The sequence below is a fragment of the Paraburkholderia sp. ZP32-5 genome (genome assembly GCF_021390495.1).
Classification (GTDB): domain Bacteria; phylum Pseudomonadota; class Gammaproteobacteria; order Burkholderiales; family Burkholderiaceae; genus Paraburkholderia.
Genome location: NZ_JAJEJP010000001.1, coordinates 1,239,498 through 1,256,575, shown reverse-complemented (window position 1 = coordinate 1,256,575; position 17,078 = coordinate 1,239,498). Strand labels below are relative to the sequence as shown.

Sequence of the window (17,078 nt, the reverse complement as noted above, 5' to 3'; positions counted from 1 at the left end):
ACGATCCGATTCTGCCTCATTTTTGGGGGCGCGGAAAAGCGGGGTTTGCCGTACCGTCGAGGTGTCGCGCGAGCGCGCCGCGCGCGTGTCCGGCACTAGCGCGAGTGCAGGCGTAAGTCCCGGCAGGTCTGGCGATGACGCCCGCTGATGTGCTTCAATGTGAACGAACGTGCGGCTCGAACGCGTGGCACGCATGGATGAATTCGTGCCCAAGGGCACCGTTCGACCCGAAGCGGCAGCCGGCATTCACGCAATTGACATTACTATCGACTAAGATCGAGCGCCATTTTTGATCGAGAAAGAGCATCGCCATGTCTCAGACGCTCGCAGAAACCTCGGGGCGCCCCCGCTTCCGACAACCATGCGCCGAGGACCTGTGTATCCCGGTTCCATCGGTGACCAGCGAGCAGACCAATCAGGACGTAAACGACGTCTTCAACCGGCACCGGGACATGGCCACGCTACCGGTGACCGAGAACGGACGGCCGATCGGCCTGATCAACCGCTCGATCTTCATGTCGCAGATCAGCAAGCCGTTCTATCAGGAACTCTATAACCGCAAGAGCTGCATCGCCTTCATGGACAAGGAGCCGCTGGTGGTCGACGCCGCCACGAGTCTGGAGGCGCTGACGTTCAAGGCGGTCGAGTTCGGTGAAAAGGCGCTGTCCGACGGCTTCATCATCGCGCGCGAGGGTCGCTATCTGGGCATCGGACTGGGTCTGCATCTGATGCGCCTCGTGGCCGATACGCAGGCCGAGCGCAACCGGCAGATCATGCACAGCATCGACTACGCCAGCAATATCCAGCGCGCGATGCTGCGCACCTCGCGCAGCGCGCTGGCGCGGACGCTGCCCGACGCGAACCTGGTGTGGGAGCCGCGCGACGTGGTGGGCGGCGACTTCTACCACTTCGCCAGTTTCGACGATGGCTGGTTCGCCGCGGTCGCCGATTGCACCGGCCATGGCGTACCGGGCGCCTTCATGACGCTGATATCGTCGTCGATTCTCGGCCAGGCGCTGGAGCGGCAAGGGCCGCGCGACCCCGCCGCGCTGCTGATGGCGGTCAACCGCGGCATCAAACAGATGCTCGGCCAGTTCGAAGGCAGCGCCGAAACCCCCGAGTCCGACGACGGCATGGACGCCGCTTTTTTCTGGTTCGACAATGCCACCAAGCGCCTGACCTTCGCCGGCGCCCGCAGCTGGCTGTTCGTGCTGCACCCCGATGAGGCCGCGATCGGCACCGTCGACGGCGAGCGCGCGGGGGTCGGCTATGTCGACAGCGACATGGATTTCGTGTGGGCCAACCATACGATCCAGACTCACGTGGGCACCGTGATCTTCGCCAGCACCGACGGACTGGTCGACCAGATCGGCGGCCCCAAGGAGATCGCCTTCGGCAAGCGCCGCATCCGCGACGCGATCGTTGCCAACCGCGATGCGCCGGCGGCCTCGCTGAGCCGGGCCGTGCTCGATCAATACCACCTCTGGAAGGGTGATCAACGCCGCCGCGATGATCTCACCGTTTTCTGTTTTCGCGTTCTGGAATCCTGATATGACCAACGCCGCAATCGATACCGACTATCAAGCTTTCTTCGACACCGCTCGCAAACATCGGGTGATCTTCTACTACGTCGGCTATTTCTCGCAGAACATCATTGCAGCGATGTCGGACGCGGTACGGTTACAATTGACGGCCTCTGGTGTCGATAACGTGAAGCGCCGCAAGCTGTTCTCCTCCTTCGTGGAGATGGCCCAGAACATCGTCCACTATTCGTCGGATTCGTTGACCGCCGAAGACCAGAACGACAACCAGTTGCGCCACGGTTCGGTGTGCATCAGCCTCGTCGATGGCCAGCACCGGTTGATGTGTTCAAATCCCGTGGATACGTCGCGCGTCGAGCATCTGCGCGAAACGCTGGAGCCGCTGCGCCATATGACGCTGGAAGAAATCAAGCACGCGTACAAGGAAACGTTGCGCGCCGAAACACCAGAACACAGCAAGGGCGCGGGCCTCGGTTTTCTGACCATGGCCCGTGATGCCAGTGCGCCACTGGAATACAACTTCCTGCCGATCGCCGCGAATTCCGCGACGACCATGTTTTTCCTGACGGCCATCATCTGAGTGAATTCAAATCGAGAGATGTGATGCAGAACCTCCTACTTGCCGCCACCCCGACCTCGCCGGAGGTGAATTTCGATTTCGAGCGGCATACCTTATCGCTGAAAGGCGAGTCGTATCCTGAAAACGCCGCGATGTTCTACGGCGAAGTGATTTCCCGGCTACGCGAATATCTTGGCATTTGCACGTCGGCCAGCGTGACGGTCAACGTGGCGCTGACGTACTTCAACAGCTCCAGTACCAAGATGCTGTTCAGCATGTTCGATGCGCTCAACGAGGCTGCGCAGAACGGCAACCGGATCCTGCTGAACTGGTTCCACGATGTCGACGACGAAACCATGCTGGAGTTCGGCCAGGAGTTGCATGCCGATTTCGACAACATCGAGTTTGTTAGCCACGCAACCACGAGCGGCTGAATTTCCATGGCGGAAACCGATCTTTTCGAGTTTGAGAGCAAGATCCTGGCTAGCGCCAGAGTGGTATTCGACGACACCGAGGCCGGCGCGACGGGTTACCGCGACGCCCTCGGCCAACTGATCGGGCACTACGAACGGCTGATGCGCGAAACGCGCCGGCTGATCCGTCGCAGCGATCGCGAAGAGCTGGAAATGAACCGGCTCAATCAGCGGCTGCAGGAGCTCGCGCAGGAATTGGGCTTCCGCGTCCGGCACGACAGCCTGACTCGCGCGCTCAATCGCGGTGCCGTCATCGAGCAGGCCACGGCCATACTGACTCGCGACAGTCTCGCCGTCGTGATCCTCGACATCGACAACTTCAAGCGCATCAACGACACCTTCGGCCATCCGGTCGGCGATATGGTGATCTGCGAGCTGGTCGACTGTCTGAGGCAGGCATTGGGCGAGACCGCGATATTCGGCCGCCTCGGTGGCGAGGAATTCGCCGTGCTGCTGCCGGGTATCGATCTGGCCGAAGGCGTCAAGGTGGCCGAGCGCGTGCGTCTGCACATCGCCCAGAAGGCCTTCGGCTCGCTATCGGCCGGCCAGGTCACGGCCAGTTTCGGCGTCAGCTGGAACGCGTGCGGCGCGAGCTACGACGAAGCCTATCGCCTCGCCGACGAAGCCTTGTACGTCGCCAAACGCACCGGCCGCGACCGGGTCGTCGGCGCCCGCTGACGACAAACGCCAAGCCGAATCCGGGCTCCGGATGCGGTGACGGCAACCCAAAGCCGACTTTCGTCGAGCTATCGCGCACGCCAGGCGCGCAAACGTTTCGCCTCGGTACAATCCCCCTATCTCGAAATTTTCCGCCAATCAGCCAGAGAGGCCGGAGAGCGTCATGAACGGCGACATCAAGCAACTGCAATCCGACTGGATTTCCCGTTCGGAATCCAGCAGTGGAGTCGAACGCATCGAAGCCTTTTTCCACGGCAACGCGTACTCCATGCATCGGCACGACACCTATGCGATCGGCCTGACCCTCGCCGGCGTTCAGTGCTTCCACTACCGGCGCGGCCTGCGCGCGAGCCTGCCCGGACAGACGATGGTGCTGCATCCCGACGAACTGCACGACGGTCAGGCCGGCACGCAAGAGGGATTCCGCTATCAGATGATTTACGTGCAGCCTGCCGCGATTCAGGACGTGCTCGGAGGCCGGCCGCTGCCCTTCGTCGAAGGAGGCGTGACGAACGATCCGCGGCTCCTTGAAGCGACGCAGGCCGCGCTGCGCCAGATGCGCGGCGATGCCGAGCCGCTCGAACGCGACGACGCGCTCGCCGGCCTCGCGCTGGCACTGGATAGCGCATCGAGCGCACGAACCGTGCGCAAGTCCGCGGATTTCGCCGCGGCGCGGCGCGCACGGGAATATCTGCACGCTTCGAGCACCCGCGCCGTCACGCTGGAAGAGCTTGCCGCCGTGAGCGGACAGGACCGCTGGAGCCTGTCGCGCGATTTCCGGACGTTTTACGGCACCAGTCCCTATCACTACCTGGTGATGCGCCGGCTCGAAGCAGCGCGCGCGATGATGCTGCACGGCGTGTCGCTCGTGGATGCTGCTGCGGCCGCCGGCTTCGCCGACCAGAGCCACATGACCCGGCATTTTCGCCACGCGTACGGAATTCCGCCCGCGCGTTGGCTCGCGATGATGAACGGCGCGCGCACCGGCTAGCGCAGGCTTGCACGATCGTTCAAGACACGCGTCGGCGGCGGCACTAAGCTCTGTTGCAGGTATCACCCGAACGGAGCCATCATGCATAGCGATTCCCAGCCGACACCCGAGCAACGCGGCCAATACAAAACGATCAACCTGCTCGACAAGACCCGTCAGATCAACGACCACTGGCAGCCGCGCGTGGTTGCCGAAATGAACGACTACCAGTTCAAGGTCGTGAAAATTTCCGGCGATTTCGTCTGGCACCGGCATGCCGACACCGACGAAACCTTCATCGTCCTCGAAGGCCGCTTGCGCATCGACTTCCGCGACCGCTCGATCGAACTGGCCGCCGGAGAAATGGCGGTGGTTCCACGGGGCGTCGAGCACAAGCCGTATGCCGAATCCGAAGTGAAGCTGCTGCTGATCGAGCCGCGCGGCGTCGTCAACACCGGCGATTCGACCAACGAAAGAACCGCCGAAAACGACGTATGGATCTGACAGCCACACTGCAAATGCCGCTGCCGGTCGTGCGCGAAGCCGTTTTCCCCGCCGATACGCGCAAGCTCGTCGCGGTGATCCGCGAGTACGTCGCGTGGCTGGATCTGGATCTGTCGTACCGTGGCTTCGAAGCCGAAATGGACGCGTTCGAACAGGTCTATACGTTGCCATCCGGCATGTTCTTCGTCGCCGATGCCGGCGGCGAACTCGCCGGCTGCGCGGGGCTGCTGCGCCATGACGCGCAGACCGCCGAAGTCAAGCGGCTCTTCGTTCGCGATGCATTCAGAGGGATGAGTCTCGGCGAAACGCTGATGACGTCGGTGATCCGCAAGGCGAAATCATTGGGCTTCACGACACTGGTGCTCGACTCGGTGCCGCAAACCGCGTTCGCGCGGCGCCTTTACCAGCGCTTGGGGTTCGTCGAAATCGCGCCGTATTACGCCAATCCGGTTGAGGGGACGCAGTTTCTTGCATTGGCGCTTTGACGGCGGGCGCATGGCAGGCTGACAGTTCTGCCTTAGCGAAGAGTCGCGATCGGCGAGACGATCTTGCTGTGCGTCGCGCTCAGCAGACAATCTCGCGCCACACCAGCAGCTTCTGCTCGAAAGAGAGCGCGGCATGCGCCGGACTCGACGACGGCAACACGAGCGTTTGATAGCCTGCCGCGCCGATGACCGGCGCAAAGCGCCCCGCCGTCTTGCCGTTGAAGCAGACCTTCTTCAGCACCGGCGCATGCTCGCGCAGCGACGCGAAGTCGTTCGGCTGTGCATGACGGATCGCCGAGTCGAGGCTGCCCTGACGGTGGCACGCATCCAGCACATCCCAGATGCCGATCCCGTGTGTCAGTACGCAAGCAAGGCGCTCTTCGTAGCGCAATTCGTGCAGCGCGGGCTCGTCCAGCACCGCGCCGAGAAGACGCCAGAACTGGTTGCGCGGATGCGCGTAATACTGCGTCGCGGCCAACGATGCCTCGCCGGGAAAGCTGCCCAGAATCAGCGTGTGCGTATTGGCCGCGATAACCGGCGGAAAGCCGCGCAACATCAGCGGCTCCTGTCGTCGGCGCTGCGCGACGCGGCATGCGCGCGCGATGCGGTGTGCTCGAGCGGACGACCGTGCTCACGTATGCGTGCATGCGCATGCGCGACGTGGTCCGCATTGACACCTGTCTTCTGCGCAGCTCCAGCCCCGCGCATCGAAATCGAAGCCAGATGCTCCCACAACGCCGGCAGCATGCATTCGGTCACCATCAACGGCTCTCCGTGACGCTCGAACACCGAGCGGCGCGCGACGAGAACATGAGGAATGTTGTCGCCCGCAAGCTCACGCACGGCCAGCCGATACAACGGATGCCGCGCCCCGACCCGCCGGCTCACCAGCGACGAGCGCGCGACGCTGCTATCGCTATACAGCAGTTCCGCCAACGGTCGCGTTCGCAGCCGCCGCGTCGCCTGCCACACGCCGGCGCTGGCCGCGCGCGGCGTCACGCTATGCGCGGCGACGAACGGCACGCCATCCACCGACAGCACCACCTCGCGCACCCACACCGGCGCGCGCGGAGCAAGTCCGAGCGGGGCGGCTTCGTCGGGCCATGGCAGCGCGACGGTCTCGCGCGTGACGCGCACCGTGACCGCGCCGAGCGCGCGCAAGTGCGCGGTCAGCGAACCACCACGGGTCAACCAGTCTTTCTGGGCAGCACTGCAGCTGGGCGAGGAGGCAACGCGCCAATGAGTATCGGCGGGATCGAAACGGATAGGCATGGTGTCGGATTATAGCGGCGTGGTTGGTCGGGGTTTGGTCGCCGCGACTCGCTATCGCGCAACGCAATCCGACCCGTTGTGCGCGCGATGTGCAAAAAAAACGCTGCCGAAGCAGCGCTTTTTTCAACTCGTCAGTAACGAGCGTCACGACGACAACGACGCCCGTCACGCAGACTCGAACTCAAACCGGCATTCAACCCGCGCGCGACAGCAGCAACGCATTGGTCCGCTTCACGAAGCTCGCCGGATCTTCGAGCGAACCGCCTTCGGCCAGCATCGCCTGATCGAACAGCAGATGGCACCAGTCGTCGAAATTCGCGCTGTCCGCATGCAAGCCCTTCACCAGTGCGTGCTCCGGATTCACTTCGAGGATCGGATGGAAGTCCGGCGCCTGCTGACCCGCGGCCTTCAGCATACGCTGCAGATAGCCGCTCATTTCGCCATCGTCGGCCACGAGGCACGACGGCGAATCGGTCAGGCGGAACGTCAGACGCACGTCCTTCGCCTTGTCCTTCAGCGCTTCCTTCATCTTCTCGACGAGCGGCTTGAACTCTTCGCCGATCTTCTCCTGCGCCTCTTTTTCCTCGTCGTTCAACGCGCCCAGATCGAGATCGCCACGCGCGACGCTTTGCAGCGGCTTGCCGTCGAATTCGTTGAGGTACGACAGCATCCACTCATCGACGCGATCGGTCAGCAACAGCACTTCGACGCCCTTCTTGCGGAACACTTCCAGATGCGGGCTGTTCGCCGCGGCCTGCCATGTATCGGCGGTCACGTAGTAGATCTTCGTCTGCTCGGGCTTCATGCGCGCGACGTAGTCCGCGAGCGCAACCGTCTGTTCGGCGGTGCCGGTATGCGTCGACGCAAAGCGCACGAGCTTCGCGATCCGCTCGCGATTGGCAAAGTCTTCGCCGATGCCTTCCTTCAGCACCTGGCCGAATTCCTTCCAGAAGCCGGCGTACTTTTCCTTGTCGGCGTCGTTATCCGCATTGGCCAACTCTTCGAGCATCGACAGCGCGCGCTTGCTCACGCCTTCGCGAATCGCCTTCACGTCGCGGCTTTCCTGCAGGATTTCACGCGATACGTTCAGCGGCAGATCGGCCGAATCGACCACACCCTTTACGAAACGCAGATACGTGGGCAGCAGTTGCTCGGCGTCGTCCATGATGAACACGCGCTTCACGTACAGCTTCAGGCCGCCGCGTTGCTCGCGGTTCCACAGATCGAACGGCGCGTGCGCGGGCACGTACAGCAGCTGCGTATATTCGCTGCGGCCTTCGACGCGGTTATGCGTCCACGTCAGCGGATCCTGATGATCGTGCGAGATGTGCTGATAGAACTGCTTGTACTGCTCTTCGGTGATGTCGTTCTTCGCGCGGGTCCACAGCGCGCTGGCCTGATTGACGGTCTCGTCTTCGTCCTTCAGGACCATCTCGCTCTTTTCCGCGTCCCACTCTTCCTTCTGCATCAGGATCGGCAGCGCGACGTGGTCCGAGTACTTCTGGATGATCGACTTCAGCCGATACGACGACAGCAGTTCGTCTTCATCGGCACGCAGATGCAGCGTGATCGTCGTGCCGCGCGCGGCGCGCTCGATCTGCTCGACCGCGAAATCGCCCTCGCCCGCGCTTTCCCAGCGCACGCCTTCCGAAGCCGGCAAACCGGCGCGGCGCGTTTCGACGGTGATCTTGTCGGCGACGATAAAGCCCGAGTAAAAACCCACGCCGAACTGACCGATCAGCGCTGCGTCCTTCTGCTGATCGCCTGACAGCTTGCCGAAGAATTCCTTGGTGCCCGAGCGCGCGATCGTGCCCAGATTCGAGATCGCTTCGTCGCGGCTCATGCCGATGCCGTTGTCGTCGATCGTGATGGTGCGCGCGGCTTTGTCGTACGACACGCGGATCCGCAGGTTCGGATCGTTTTCGTACAGCGCGCTGTTTTCGATCGCTTCGAAGCGCAGCTTGTCGGCCGCGTCGGACGCGTTCGAGATCAGCTCGCGCAGAAAGATTTCCTTGTTGCTGTACAGCGAATGGATCATCAGTTGCAGAAGTTGCTTCACTTCTGCCTGAAAGCTCATGGTTTCTTGTGCCACGGTCGGATTCCTCTCTGTTTCGAATGGGGGTCGGGCGGCGGCGAACCGGAGTTCGGGCCTGGTTCAATGATGGTCAGGGCGCGCCGGATCGTTCGCCAACATGGGGACGCGCCGGCGCGGTTTCAAGAGGCGCGGCGCGCGACGCCGTCGAGATAGCGGGCGAGAAACGCCGGCAACTCGGGATCGCCGCAATTGGCGATATTGAAGCGCATCCACGTGCTCGGCGACTGCTGCGGCGAAAACAGGCCGCCGGGCGTCAGCAGATAGCCGGCCTCGTGCGCGGCCGCGGCGAACGCGCTGGCATCGACGCCGGTGTCGGCCCACAGGAACATGCCGGCGGTCGGCGTCAGAAACAGCTTCATGCCCGTCTTCTCGATCATTCGCACGGCCTTTTCGCGCACGCCGTCGAGCCGCGCGCGCACGCGCTCGACGTGCCGCCGGTAATGGCCTTCGGTCAGGATCTTGTAGATCACGCGCTCGTTCAGTTCGGGGCTCGTCATGCCGACCAGCATCTTCTGATTGCTGACGACCATCGCCACCTCCGGCGCGCACGCGATGAAGCCGACGCGCAGATTCGGCGCCAGCGTCTTCGAAAAGCTGCCGAGGTAGATCACGCGTTTTAACTGATCGAGGCTCGCGAGCCGCGTGCCCGGATAGCCCGGCGGGCACAGGTCGCCGTAAATATCGTCTTCAACGACGATGAAGTCGTACGCCTCGGCCAGACGCAGGATGCGAAACGCCTGCGCGGCGGTCAGCGACGTGCCGGTCGGGTTCTGCAGCACCGAATTGATCACCAGCATTCTCGGGCGCCACTCCTGCACCAGCGCCTCCAGCGCGTCGAGATCGGGGCCCTCCGGCGTGTACGGCATGCCGACGAGCCGCGCGCCCTGCGCGGCGAAGCAGCCGAACATCTGGAACCACGCCGGATCGCCGACGATCACCGCATCGCCGGGCTTCACGTAGATGCGCGAAATCAGGTCGACCGCCTGGGTGATACCGGACACCATCACGATCTGATCCGGCGACGCGCCGATCTCCAGCTCCTCCAGGCGCGTCTGCAATTGCTGGCGCAGCGGCAGAAAGCCCTGCGCGGTGCCGATGCCGAGCATCTGCATGCCGCTTTGCCGCCCCAGCGTACGCAGCGCGTTGGTGATCAGGTCGCCGTCGAGCCAGCGGGCCGGCAAATAGCCGAGCCCGGGGCTGCGCTCGGGCCGCGCGCCGGTATGCAGCATGTTGCGCAGCAGCCAGACCACATCGATATTGGCCGGCACCGGCGGCGTCTCGGCGCGCGGGCGTAGTTCGGTGACCGCCGCGCCGCCGCCGTGACGCTCGCGCACGTAAAAGCCTGAGCCGCGCCGCGACTCCAGAAAACCCTGCGCGACCAGCCGCTCGTACGCCTCGACCACCGTGAAGCGCGACACGCCTTTATCGAGCGCGAGCTTGCGGATCGACGGCATGCGCATGCCGGGGCGAAACACGCGCTCCTCGATGCGGCGGCGCGCCCACTGCACGAGCTGTTCGACCAGCGTCAGCGACGCGGTGTCGTGCGGGGCGGGAATCTGGGTAAGCGGGACGGACATGACGGGCTCCAACTGTACCGAATAGTATCGCGTCGATTGTACCGTTACTGTGCAGGTCGTGATCGTTACATTGGATCCCAGCGAAGGGTGGTAGCGTCACGTCGAAGCGGCACGAATGCCGCGCAAAAGCGTTGCCGGCATACTCCGGACAGCGCCCGCCAACTGCCCGCATGGCCCGCCGATCCGGCAAACGGTTATGCTTACGGCCCAGCCGCGCGGCTTTCGTGCATGGCGCGCCGGCCTCCTTGCCGAAACCGTTTCCGTCGATCCGCCATGACAGTTCTGCCCGCTCATTCGCTCAGTCTCGATCATCTCGTCGTTTCCGCCCGCACCCTCGACGAAGGCGTCCAGTACGTCGCCGATACGCTCGGTGCCGCGCCGGCCGGCGGCGGCGCGCATCCGTTGATGCGCACCCACAACCGTTTGCTGGGCCTGTGGGGCGGCATCTACCTGGAAGTGATCGCGATCGACCCGCTCGCGCCGGCCGCCGCCGACGGCGAGACCGCCCGCCCGCGCCTGTTCGCGCTCGACGACCTCGCGACGCACGCGCGGCTCGAAAGCGGGCCCTATCTGTCGCATTGGGTCGCGCGCGTCGCGCGGCCGAAGCGTCTCGCGACGTGGCAGGCGCAGTATCCGCAGCGCATCGCGCCGATCGTGCCGATGACGCGCGGCGATTTCACATGGGGCCTGTCGGTGCCCGACGACGGATCGTTCCCCACCTGGCAGGGCACCGGCGACGGCGTGCTGCCGTCGCTGATCCAGTGGGATTCGACGCGCCATCCGTCGGCCGTGCTCGCGCCGGCGAATCTCGCGCTGAAGGCGCTGAAGGCCGTGCATCCGCGCGCGGACGTGATCGGCGAGCAACTGCGCTGGCTCGGCGCCGCGCATCTGATCGACGTGCAGCCGGGCGAGAACGCGGCGCTCGTCGCCGAATTTGAAACACCCGAGGGTCCGCGGACTCTCGCATGAGCAGCACGGGTCGGCACCCGAAATCCGCAACCCGTGCCGACTCGCGCGATAATCGAAGTTTTGACCGGTTCCAGAAATACAGCAGAGGAGATCATGGACCAAAGCGATCTGAAAGCCCCGACGTGGCAATTGTCCGAACGCGCACGCAAGCTCACGAGCTCGGCGATCCGCGAGATCCTGAAGGTCACGGAACGGCCGGAAGTCATTTCGTTCGCGGGCGGCCTGCCGTCGCCGGCTACCTTCCCGGCCGAGCGCATGCGCGAAGCCGCCGACCGCATTCTGCGCGACGCGCCGGCCGCGGCGCTGCAGTACAGCGCAACCGAAGGCTACGCGCCGCTGCGCGAATGGATCGCGCAACGCTACTCGGTGGGCGGCGTGCAGATCCGCGCGTCGCAGGTGCTGATCACGACCGGTTCGCAGCAGGCGCTCGATCTGCTCGGCAAGGTACTGGTGTGCCCGGGTAGCCCGGTGCTGGTCGAAACGCCGACCTACCTCGGCGCGCTGCAATCGTTCTCGATGTACGAACCGCACTACGTGCAGGTGCCGACCGACGAGCAGGGTCTGATCCCCGCGGGCCTCACGCCCGAACTGACGAAAGACGCGCGCTTGCTGTACGCACAGCCGAACTTCCAGAATCCGACCGGCCGCCGCCTGCCGGTGGAGCGCCGCCGCGCGCTCGCCAAATTCGCGAAGAGCGCGCCGTTCCCGGTGATCGAAGATGACCCGTACGGCGCACTCGACTATGCGGGCGAACCGCTGCCGACGATGCTGTCGATGGCGCCGGATCACATCGTCTATCTCGGCTCGTTCTCGAAGGTGCTCGCGCCGGGCCTGCGGGTCGGCTACATCATCGCGCCCGAAGATCTGATCTTCAAACTCGTGCAGGCCAAGCAGGCCACCGATCTGCACACGCCGAGCTTCACGCAGCGCATCGTGCATGAAGTGATCAAGGACGGCTTCCTCGACACGCACGTGCCGACGATTCGCGATCTGTACCGCAACCAGTGCGAAGCGATGCTGAACGCGCTGCAGCGCTACATGCCCGAGGGCGTGAGCTGGAACCGTCCGGAAGGCGGCATGTTCGTGTGGGTCAATCTGCCCGCGCAGATCGACAGCATGAAGCTGCTCGAGGAAGCGGTCGCGCAGAATGTCGCGTTCGTGCCGGGCGGTCCGTTCTTCGCGAACGAGGCGCAGCACAACACACTGCGTCTGTCGTTCGTCACCGTGCCGCCGGCTAAAATCGACGAAGGCGTGGCGCGTCTCGCGCAACTGGTTCGCGCGAAAATCTGAGCGGCGTGAGCAGCACACATATCGGGGCGAAGTCCGCATGCGCCGCGTAGGCGTTGCGTGTGGACTTCGCCCCGCCTGCATCAACGCAATCTCACCGAATCGAGGTCTCAACATGGCTCAATCGAATGTGTACGACAAGCTCAAGGAACTCGGCATCGAACTGCCGGCGGCAGGCGCGCCGGCAGCGGCCTATGTGATGAGCGCGCAAAGCGGCAACACGGTGTACCTGTCGGGCCATATCGCGAAGAAGGACGGCAAGGTGTGGGTCGGCAAGCTCGGCGCGACGATGGGCACCGACGAAGGCAAGAGCGCGGCGCGCTCGATCGCGATCGATCTGCTCGCGACGCTGCATACGCACGTCGGCGATCTGAACCGCGTCACGCGCATCGTCAAGCTGATGAGCCTCGTCAACTCGACGCTCGAATTCACCGAACAGCATCTGGTCACGAATGGTGCATCCGAGCTGATCGCCGACGTGTTCGGCGAACGCGGCAAGCATGCGCGCTCGGCGTTCGGTGTCGCGCAGATTCCGCTCGGCGCATGCGTCGAGATCGAACTGATCGCCGAGGTCGAATAAGGCAAGCGGTAATGGGCTGTGAGCGGCCGGCTTACGAAGCTATACGACGTAACGTAACGTGACGTGATTTGACGTTATGTAACGTCACGCGGTGACCATCCAGCCAGCATAGGCCGCGCGTTCGTACCCGCTTCACAACGAACTCATACTGCATTCCCTGTCAAACGCGCCGCCCGGCCTGTCAAGCCGGCGGCGCGTTTTGCTTATTGCACGGTAGATCGCCGGCGCGGACGCGGATAGAATCCGCAAAGCCCTTCAACGCTTTGCAGCTGTTACGCGCCGAGTCATGTCGATGCCCGCTCATACCGTCCGTTTCAAACAGGTCGACGTCTTTACGTCGACACCGTTCAAAGGCAATCCGCTTGCCGTCGTATTCGATGCCGACGCGCTCGATACCACGCAGATGCAGGCCATCGCGCGCTGGACCAATCTGTCCGAAACCACGTTCCTGCTGAAGCCAGGCGATGCGGCCGCCGACTATCGCGTACGCATCTTCACGCCGGGTGGCGAACTGCCGTTCGCGGGTCATCCGACGCTCGGCACCGCGCATGCGTTGCTCGACAGCGGCTACCAGCCGAAGCAGGCCGGCAAGCTGATCCAGCAATGCGGCGTCGGGCTGGTCGAACTCGAAGCGCTCGACAGCAGCGGTGGCACCAGCGACGCGCACGGCGCATGGGCGTTCGCCGCGCCGCCTGCGCGCGTCACGCCGCTCGCCGCGGATCGTTACGATGCGCTGTCCGCGGCTTTGCGTAGTCGTGCGATCGATTTCAGCGCGGCGCCCTGCGCGGTCGATAACGGTGCGCCATGGCTCGTCGTGCGTGTCGATTCGGCACGTGCCTGTCTCGAACTCGAACCGGATGCCGCGGCACTCGCCGAACTGGTGCAGTCGGTCGATACGCATGGTCTCGCTGTCTATGGCCCGCATGACGCCAACGGCCCCGCGACATTCGAAGTGCGCTGCCTGATGGCCGGCGGTGATTTCGGCCTCGGCGAAGACCCGGTGACGGGCAGTGCCAATGCCGCGCTCGCTGGCCTGCTGAACGCACAGCAACGGCGCCCCGGCACACGCTATACGGTGCGTCAAGGCACAGTGCTCGGGCGCGCAGGTGACGTGTCGGTTCATTACGACGATGCGCGCGGCAAGATCTGGATCGGCGGACCTACGGTTACGATCGTCGACGGCACGTTCCGGCTCGCATAGCGAGCGCGCCTGAAGTCGTGAGGTGCGCGCATCATTCGACGTCGTGATAGCGGCTGCAACTCAACGCTGAGACTCAACACCGAGACCCAACGCCGCATCATGCCGCACGAAAACAGAAAAAGCCTCATTGCATTACGTCAGCACAAAAAGATTCATGCATCCCGAATCACGAACACCCTGATGCAAGCCCACGCCATAGTGGGCGCCATGCCGATGAGATATTTGCAGAATCGCCGATAAATTGCCGCATCAAGACCGGCCCAGCCGGCATCGAATCCAACTGGACCGAGCGCCTCGCGCGCCAGCGTATACCCCATGCCCGGACCCTTTCTTAATCCATTGGCATTCAGTAATATCGGACATATACGATGACCTTTGGACCGTCAGGCACGGCATCACGCCCCCTCCTCCTGCGCAGCAGCTTTGGCACCCTGGTCACATGCAGCCATCCAACCAACTAGCGCAGTCGATGCCCATGCATTTGCAACTGGCCCGTCTGCAGCCACGGCCCGCACGATGAGTCAGTCCCGCTTCTCCGACCCGCGCGAAGCCAGGCCGCGCCGTGATCCGATGATCACGCGCCGGCGGGCGCTGCTCGTCATTCCCGCGCTCGGCGTGCTGGTGTTGATTCTGCTATGGACGGTCATCTTCGCGCGCCTGTCGGTCGAAAAGGAAGCGACCTATCGCGAAGCGATGGCCTCATCCGCAATTCTTTCCGCTGCGCTCGAACAGCACACGATCAAGGCGATCCACCAGGTCGATCAGATCACCCGCTTCGTCAAATACGAGTTCGAAAAAACGCCGAATCATTTCGATCTCGCGAGCACGGTCGAAAAAGGCGTCGTGCAAAGCGAAACGCTCGTGCAGGTGTCGCTCATCGACGAACACGGCAAGCTGATCGCCAATACCGCCGAACTCAATCCGAAGCACATCGACCTGTCCGATCGCGAGCACTTCAAGGTCCACGAGCACGAGAACGACGATCAGCTGTATATCAGCAAGCCGGTGCTCGGCCGCGTGTCGGGTCAATGGACGCTGCAGATGACGCGCCGTCTGAATCATCCGGACGGTACGTTCGCGGGCGTCGTGGTGGTCTCCGAAGATCCGAGCTATTTCACGTCCGACTTCTACAACAACGCGGCAATCGGCCGCGAAGGCGTGATCGCGGTGATCTCGGACAACGGCACCGTGCTCGCGCGGCGCACCGGCAACGCGCACCGCGCGAGCAGCACGTTCTCCGCGAGCGGCACCTATCCGACCTCGGAACACGTGTCGGGCACCTACGTCGATTCGATCGACAACGTCACGCGCATCGTGTCGTACCGGCATATCGACGGCTATCCGCTCGGCGTGCTGGTCGGTCTTTCGCAAGCCGAAGAGTTCGCCGACTACAACCACACGCGCAACGTCTATCTGCTGATGGCGGGCTTCATCTCGCTGGCGATGCTGAGCTTCTTCGCGGTCGCGACCGGCCTGATCGGCAAGCTGCTCGGCCGCGAACGCGAGATGACGCACCTCGTCGAATACGATCTGCTGACCGGCCTGCGCAACCGCTATGCAACCTTGCAGGCGCTGCGCCATGACGTCGCGCAGCCGTTCAATCTCGGCCGCCTCGCGATCCTCTTTATCGACCTCGACAACTTCAAGACCGTCAACGACACACTCGGCCACAACGCCGGCGACATCGTGCTGCAAATGACCGCGTCACGGCTCGCCGCCGCGGTCGGCGAAGGTGGCGCGCTGTCGCGCATCGGCGGCGACGAGTTCGTCGTCGTGATCAAGGGCGACGATGTCGAAAAGCGCGCGGTCACGCTCGCCGAAGCCGCCGGCGAGGCGTTCTCGAAACCATTCGAAGTGCGTGGCAGTGCGTTCGTGCTGCATGCGAGCATCGGCATCGCGCTGTACTCGGTCACGAACGAAAGCGAAATCGATCTGCTGAAGAAGGCCGACCTCGCGATGTACAGCGCGAAGGACGCCGGCAAGAACTGCTACCAGTTCTATTCGCCGCATCTGTCGCATCGCGCTGACCACTTGATGAAGTGGGAACAGCAGTTGCGCGTCGCGCTCGCCGAGGGGCAACTGTTTCTCGCGTATCAGCCGAAGATCGATCTGACGCTTCGCTGCATCACCGGCTTCGAGGCGCTGGTGCGCTGGAACCATCCGCAGCACGGGCTGATTCCCGCCAACGAATTCATCCCGGTCGCGGAATCGACCGGACTGATCGTGCCGATCGGCGACTTCGTGATCGACACCGCGTGCCGGCAGCTCGCGCTGTGGCAGCAACAGGGCTACGACACGCTGTCGCTCGCGGTGAATATTTCGGCGGTGCAATTCTGGCGCGGCGATCTGTTCGAAACGATCTCGCGCGCGATCGAGGAAAGCGGCATCTCGGCGCGCCGCCTCGAACTCGAAATCACCGAGACGACGATGATGGAATATCCAGAGCTCGTCTCCGAAAAAATCTTCGCGCTGAAGCGCCTCGGCGTACGCATCGCGCTCGACGATTTCGGCACCGGCTATTCGTCGCTGTCGTATCTGAACCGCTTCTCCGTCGATACGCTGAAGGTGGACCGCTCGTTCGTGCAGGCGATTCCGGGCGACCGCAGCGTCCGCGTGATGGTCACCGCGATCGTCAACCTTGCGCGCTCGCTCGGGCTCACCGTGGTGGTCGAGGGTACCGAAACCGAGGAACAGATCGCGTGGCTGGCCGCGCTCGGCCATATCGAGGCACAGGGTTTCCTGTTCTCGCGTCCGGTGCCGGTCGAGGCGACCCCGGCGCTGCTGGAGCGCTTCGGGGTATGCGGCGTGAGCAGCGGCGCCGGGCGCCACGCCGCGCAGGAAAGCGACAGCACGAGCAGCATGTCCAGCACCAACAACTAAAGGACCG

Annotated in this window: 16 protein-coding genes; 12 read left to right on the top strand and 4 right to left on the bottom strand. The window is 63.6% G+C overall.

Going from position 1 to position 17,078, the window contains the following annotated elements; genetic code table 11:
- The first annotated feature begins 311 nt into the window (after positions 1-311).
- The 7 genes from L0U82_RS05325 (at position 312) to L0U82_RS05295 (ending at position 5,210) form a co-directional block, all read left to right on the top strand.
- On the top strand, positions 312-1,550 hold the full coding sequence (locus tag L0U82_RS05325; protein WP_233828981.1) for a SpoIIE family protein phosphatase: 1,239 nt from the start codon (positions 312-314) through the stop codon (positions 1,548-1,550).
- Between the two features lies 1 nt (position 1,551).
- Positions 1,552-2,121, top strand: a complete 570-nt coding sequence (locus tag L0U82_RS05320; protein ID WP_233828980.1) for a SiaB family protein kinase — start codon at positions 1,552-1,554, stop codon at positions 2,119-2,121.
- 23 nt (positions 2,122-2,144) lie between these two features.
- Entirely contained in the window at positions 2,145-2,534 is a 390-nt protein-coding gene (locus tag L0U82_RS05315) for a DUF1987 domain-containing protein (protein WP_233828979.1), read from the top strand.
- A gap of 6 nt (positions 2,535-2,540) precedes the next feature.
- Positions 2,541-3,251 carry a GGDEF domain-containing protein gene (locus L0U82_RS05310; protein ID WP_233828978.1) on the top strand — a complete coding sequence of 237 codons (711 nt, stop codon included), beginning with the start codon at positions 2,541-2,543 and terminating at the stop codon, positions 3,249-3,251.
- A gap of 163 nt (positions 3,252-3,414) precedes the next feature.
- Positions 3,415-4,242, top strand: coding sequence for an AraC family transcriptional regulator (locus tag L0U82_RS05305; protein ID WP_233828977.1), 828 nt, complete (start codon positions 3,415-3,417; stop codon positions 4,240-4,242).
- An 81-nt stretch (positions 4,243-4,323) separates the two neighbouring features.
- Positions 4,324-4,725, top strand: coding sequence for a cupin domain-containing protein (locus L0U82_RS05300; protein WP_233828976.1), 402 nt, complete (start codon positions 4,324-4,326; stop codon positions 4,723-4,725).
- On the top strand, positions 4,716-5,210 hold the full coding sequence (locus L0U82_RS05295; RefSeq protein WP_233828974.1) for a GNAT family N-acetyltransferase: 495 nt from the start codon (positions 4,716-4,718) through the stop codon (positions 5,208-5,210). The genes L0U82_RS05300 and L0U82_RS05295 overlap by 10 nt, the downstream gene beginning before the upstream one ends.
- Before the next feature lie 79 nt (positions 5,211-5,289).
- Here L0U82_RS05295 and L0U82_RS05290 read toward each other — a convergent pair whose 3' ends face one another.
- The 4 genes from L0U82_RS05290 to L0U82_RS05275 form a co-directional block, all read right to left on the bottom strand.
- The gene (locus tag L0U82_RS05290) at positions 5,290-5,766 is read right to left on the bottom strand and encodes a DNA-deoxyinosine glycosylase (RefSeq protein ID WP_233828973.1); all 477 of its coding nucleotides are present in this window, start codon (positions 5,764-5,766) and stop codon (positions 5,290-5,292) included.
- Positions 5,766-6,482, bottom strand: a complete 717-nt coding sequence (locus L0U82_RS05285; RefSeq protein ID WP_233828972.1) for a chorismate--pyruvate lyase family protein — start codon at positions 6,480-6,482, stop codon at positions 5,766-5,768. Before L0U82_RS05285 ends, L0U82_RS05290 begins: the two co-directional genes overlap by 1 nt.
- A gap of 193 nt (positions 6,483-6,675) precedes the next feature.
- On the bottom strand, positions 6,676-8,574 hold the full coding sequence (htpG, locus tag L0U82_RS05280; protein ID WP_233828971.1) for a molecular chaperone HtpG: 1,899 nt from the start codon (positions 8,572-8,574) through the stop codon (positions 6,676-6,678).
- A 122-nt stretch (positions 8,575-8,696) separates the two neighbouring features.
- Positions 8,697-10,154 (bottom strand): aminotransferase-like domain-containing protein, encoded by a 1,458-nt coding sequence (locus L0U82_RS05275; protein WP_233828970.1) that lies wholly within the window; start codon positions 10,152-10,154, stop codon positions 8,697-8,699.
- 282 nt (positions 10,155-10,436) lie between these two features.
- Between L0U82_RS05275 and L0U82_RS05270 the strand changes: the two genes are divergently transcribed.
- The 5 genes from L0U82_RS05270 to L0U82_RS05250 all read left to right on the top strand — a co-directional run bounded on the left by L0U82_RS05270 (position 10,437) and on the right by L0U82_RS05250 (position 17,071).
- Positions 10,437-11,123 carry a VOC family protein gene (locus L0U82_RS05270; protein ID WP_233833136.1) on the top strand — a complete coding sequence of 229 codons (687 nt, stop codon included), beginning with the start codon at positions 10,437-10,439 and terminating at the stop codon, positions 11,121-11,123.
- A 93-nt stretch (positions 11,124-11,216) separates the two neighbouring features.
- Positions 11,217-12,413: an aminotransferase-like domain-containing protein gene (locus L0U82_RS05265; protein ID WP_233828969.1), complete on the top strand. Its 1,197-nt coding sequence runs from the start codon at positions 11,217-11,219 to the stop codon at positions 12,411-12,413.
- Between the two features lie 112 nt (positions 12,414-12,525).
- Complete coding sequence (locus L0U82_RS05260; protein ID WP_233828968.1) at positions 12,526-12,990, top strand: RidA family protein; 465 nt, start codon at positions 12,526-12,528, stop codon at positions 12,988-12,990.
- Positions 12,991-13,282: 292 nt separating this feature from the next.
- Positions 13,283-14,191 carry a PhzF family phenazine biosynthesis protein gene (locus L0U82_RS05255; protein ID WP_233828966.1) on the top strand — a complete coding sequence of 303 codons (909 nt, stop codon included), beginning with the start codon at positions 13,283-13,285 and terminating at the stop codon, positions 14,189-14,191.
- Between the two features lie 516 nt (positions 14,192-14,707).
- Positions 14,708-17,071, top strand: coding sequence for a bifunctional diguanylate cyclase/phosphodiesterase (locus tag L0U82_RS05250; RefSeq protein ID WP_233828964.1), 2,364 nt, complete (start codon positions 14,708-14,710; stop codon positions 17,069-17,071).
- Positions 17,072-17,078: the final 7 nt, after the last annotated feature.

What these genes read in the sequence shown, in the direction of transcription:
- L0U82_RS05260 (WP_233828968.1), top strand. Translation starts at nt 12,526, where the DNA reads ATGGCTCAATCGAATGTGTACGACAAGCTCAAGGAACTCGGCATCGAA.
- L0U82_RS05295 (WP_233828974.1), top strand. Translation starts at nt 4,716, where the DNA reads ATGGATCTGACAGCCACACTGCAAATGCCGCTGCCGGTCGTGCGCGAA.
- L0U82_RS05255 (WP_233828966.1), top strand. Translation starts at nt 13,283, where the DNA reads ATGCCCGCTCATACCGTCCGTTTCAAACAGGTCGACGTCTTTACGTCG.
- L0U82_RS05250 (WP_233828964.1), top strand. Translation starts at nt 14,708, where the DNA reads ATGAGTCAGTCCCGCTTCTCCGACCCGCGCGAAGCCAGGCCGCGCCGT.
- L0U82_RS05325 (WP_233828981.1), top strand. Translation starts at nt 312, where the DNA reads ATGTCTCAGACGCTCGCAGAAACCTCGGGGCGCCCCCGCTTCCGACAA.
- L0U82_RS05265 (WP_233828969.1), top strand. Translation starts at nt 11,217, where the DNA reads ATGGACCAAAGCGATCTGAAAGCCCCGACGTGGCAATTGTCCGAACGC.
- L0U82_RS05315 (WP_233828979.1), top strand. Translation starts at nt 2,145, where the DNA reads ATGCAGAACCTCCTACTTGCCGCCACCCCGACCTCGCCGGAGGTGAAT.
- L0U82_RS05285 (WP_233828972.1), bottom strand. Translation starts at nt 6,482, where the DNA reads ATGCCTATCCGTTTCGATCCCGCCGATACTCATTGGCGCGTTGCCTCC.
- L0U82_RS05320 (WP_233828980.1), top strand. Translation starts at nt 1,552, where the DNA reads ATGACCAACGCCGCAATCGATACCGACTATCAAGCTTTCTTCGACACC.
- L0U82_RS05275 (WP_233828970.1), bottom strand. Translation starts at nt 10,154, where the DNA reads ATGTCCGTCCCGCTTACCCAGATTCCCGCCCCGCACGACACCGCGTCG.
- L0U82_RS05310 (WP_233828978.1), top strand. Translation starts at nt 2,541, where the DNA reads ATGGCGGAAACCGATCTTTTCGAGTTTGAGAGCAAGATCCTGGCTAGC.
- L0U82_RS05305 (WP_233828977.1), top strand. Translation starts at nt 3,415, where the DNA reads ATGAACGGCGACATCAAGCAACTGCAATCCGACTGGATTTCCCGTTCG.
- L0U82_RS05300 (WP_233828976.1), top strand. Translation starts at nt 4,324, where the DNA reads ATGCATAGCGATTCCCAGCCGACACCCGAGCAACGCGGCCAATACAAA.
- L0U82_RS05290 (WP_233828973.1), bottom strand. Translation starts at nt 5,766, where the DNA reads ATGTTGCGCGGCTTTCCGCCGGTTATCGCGGCCAATACGCACACGCTG.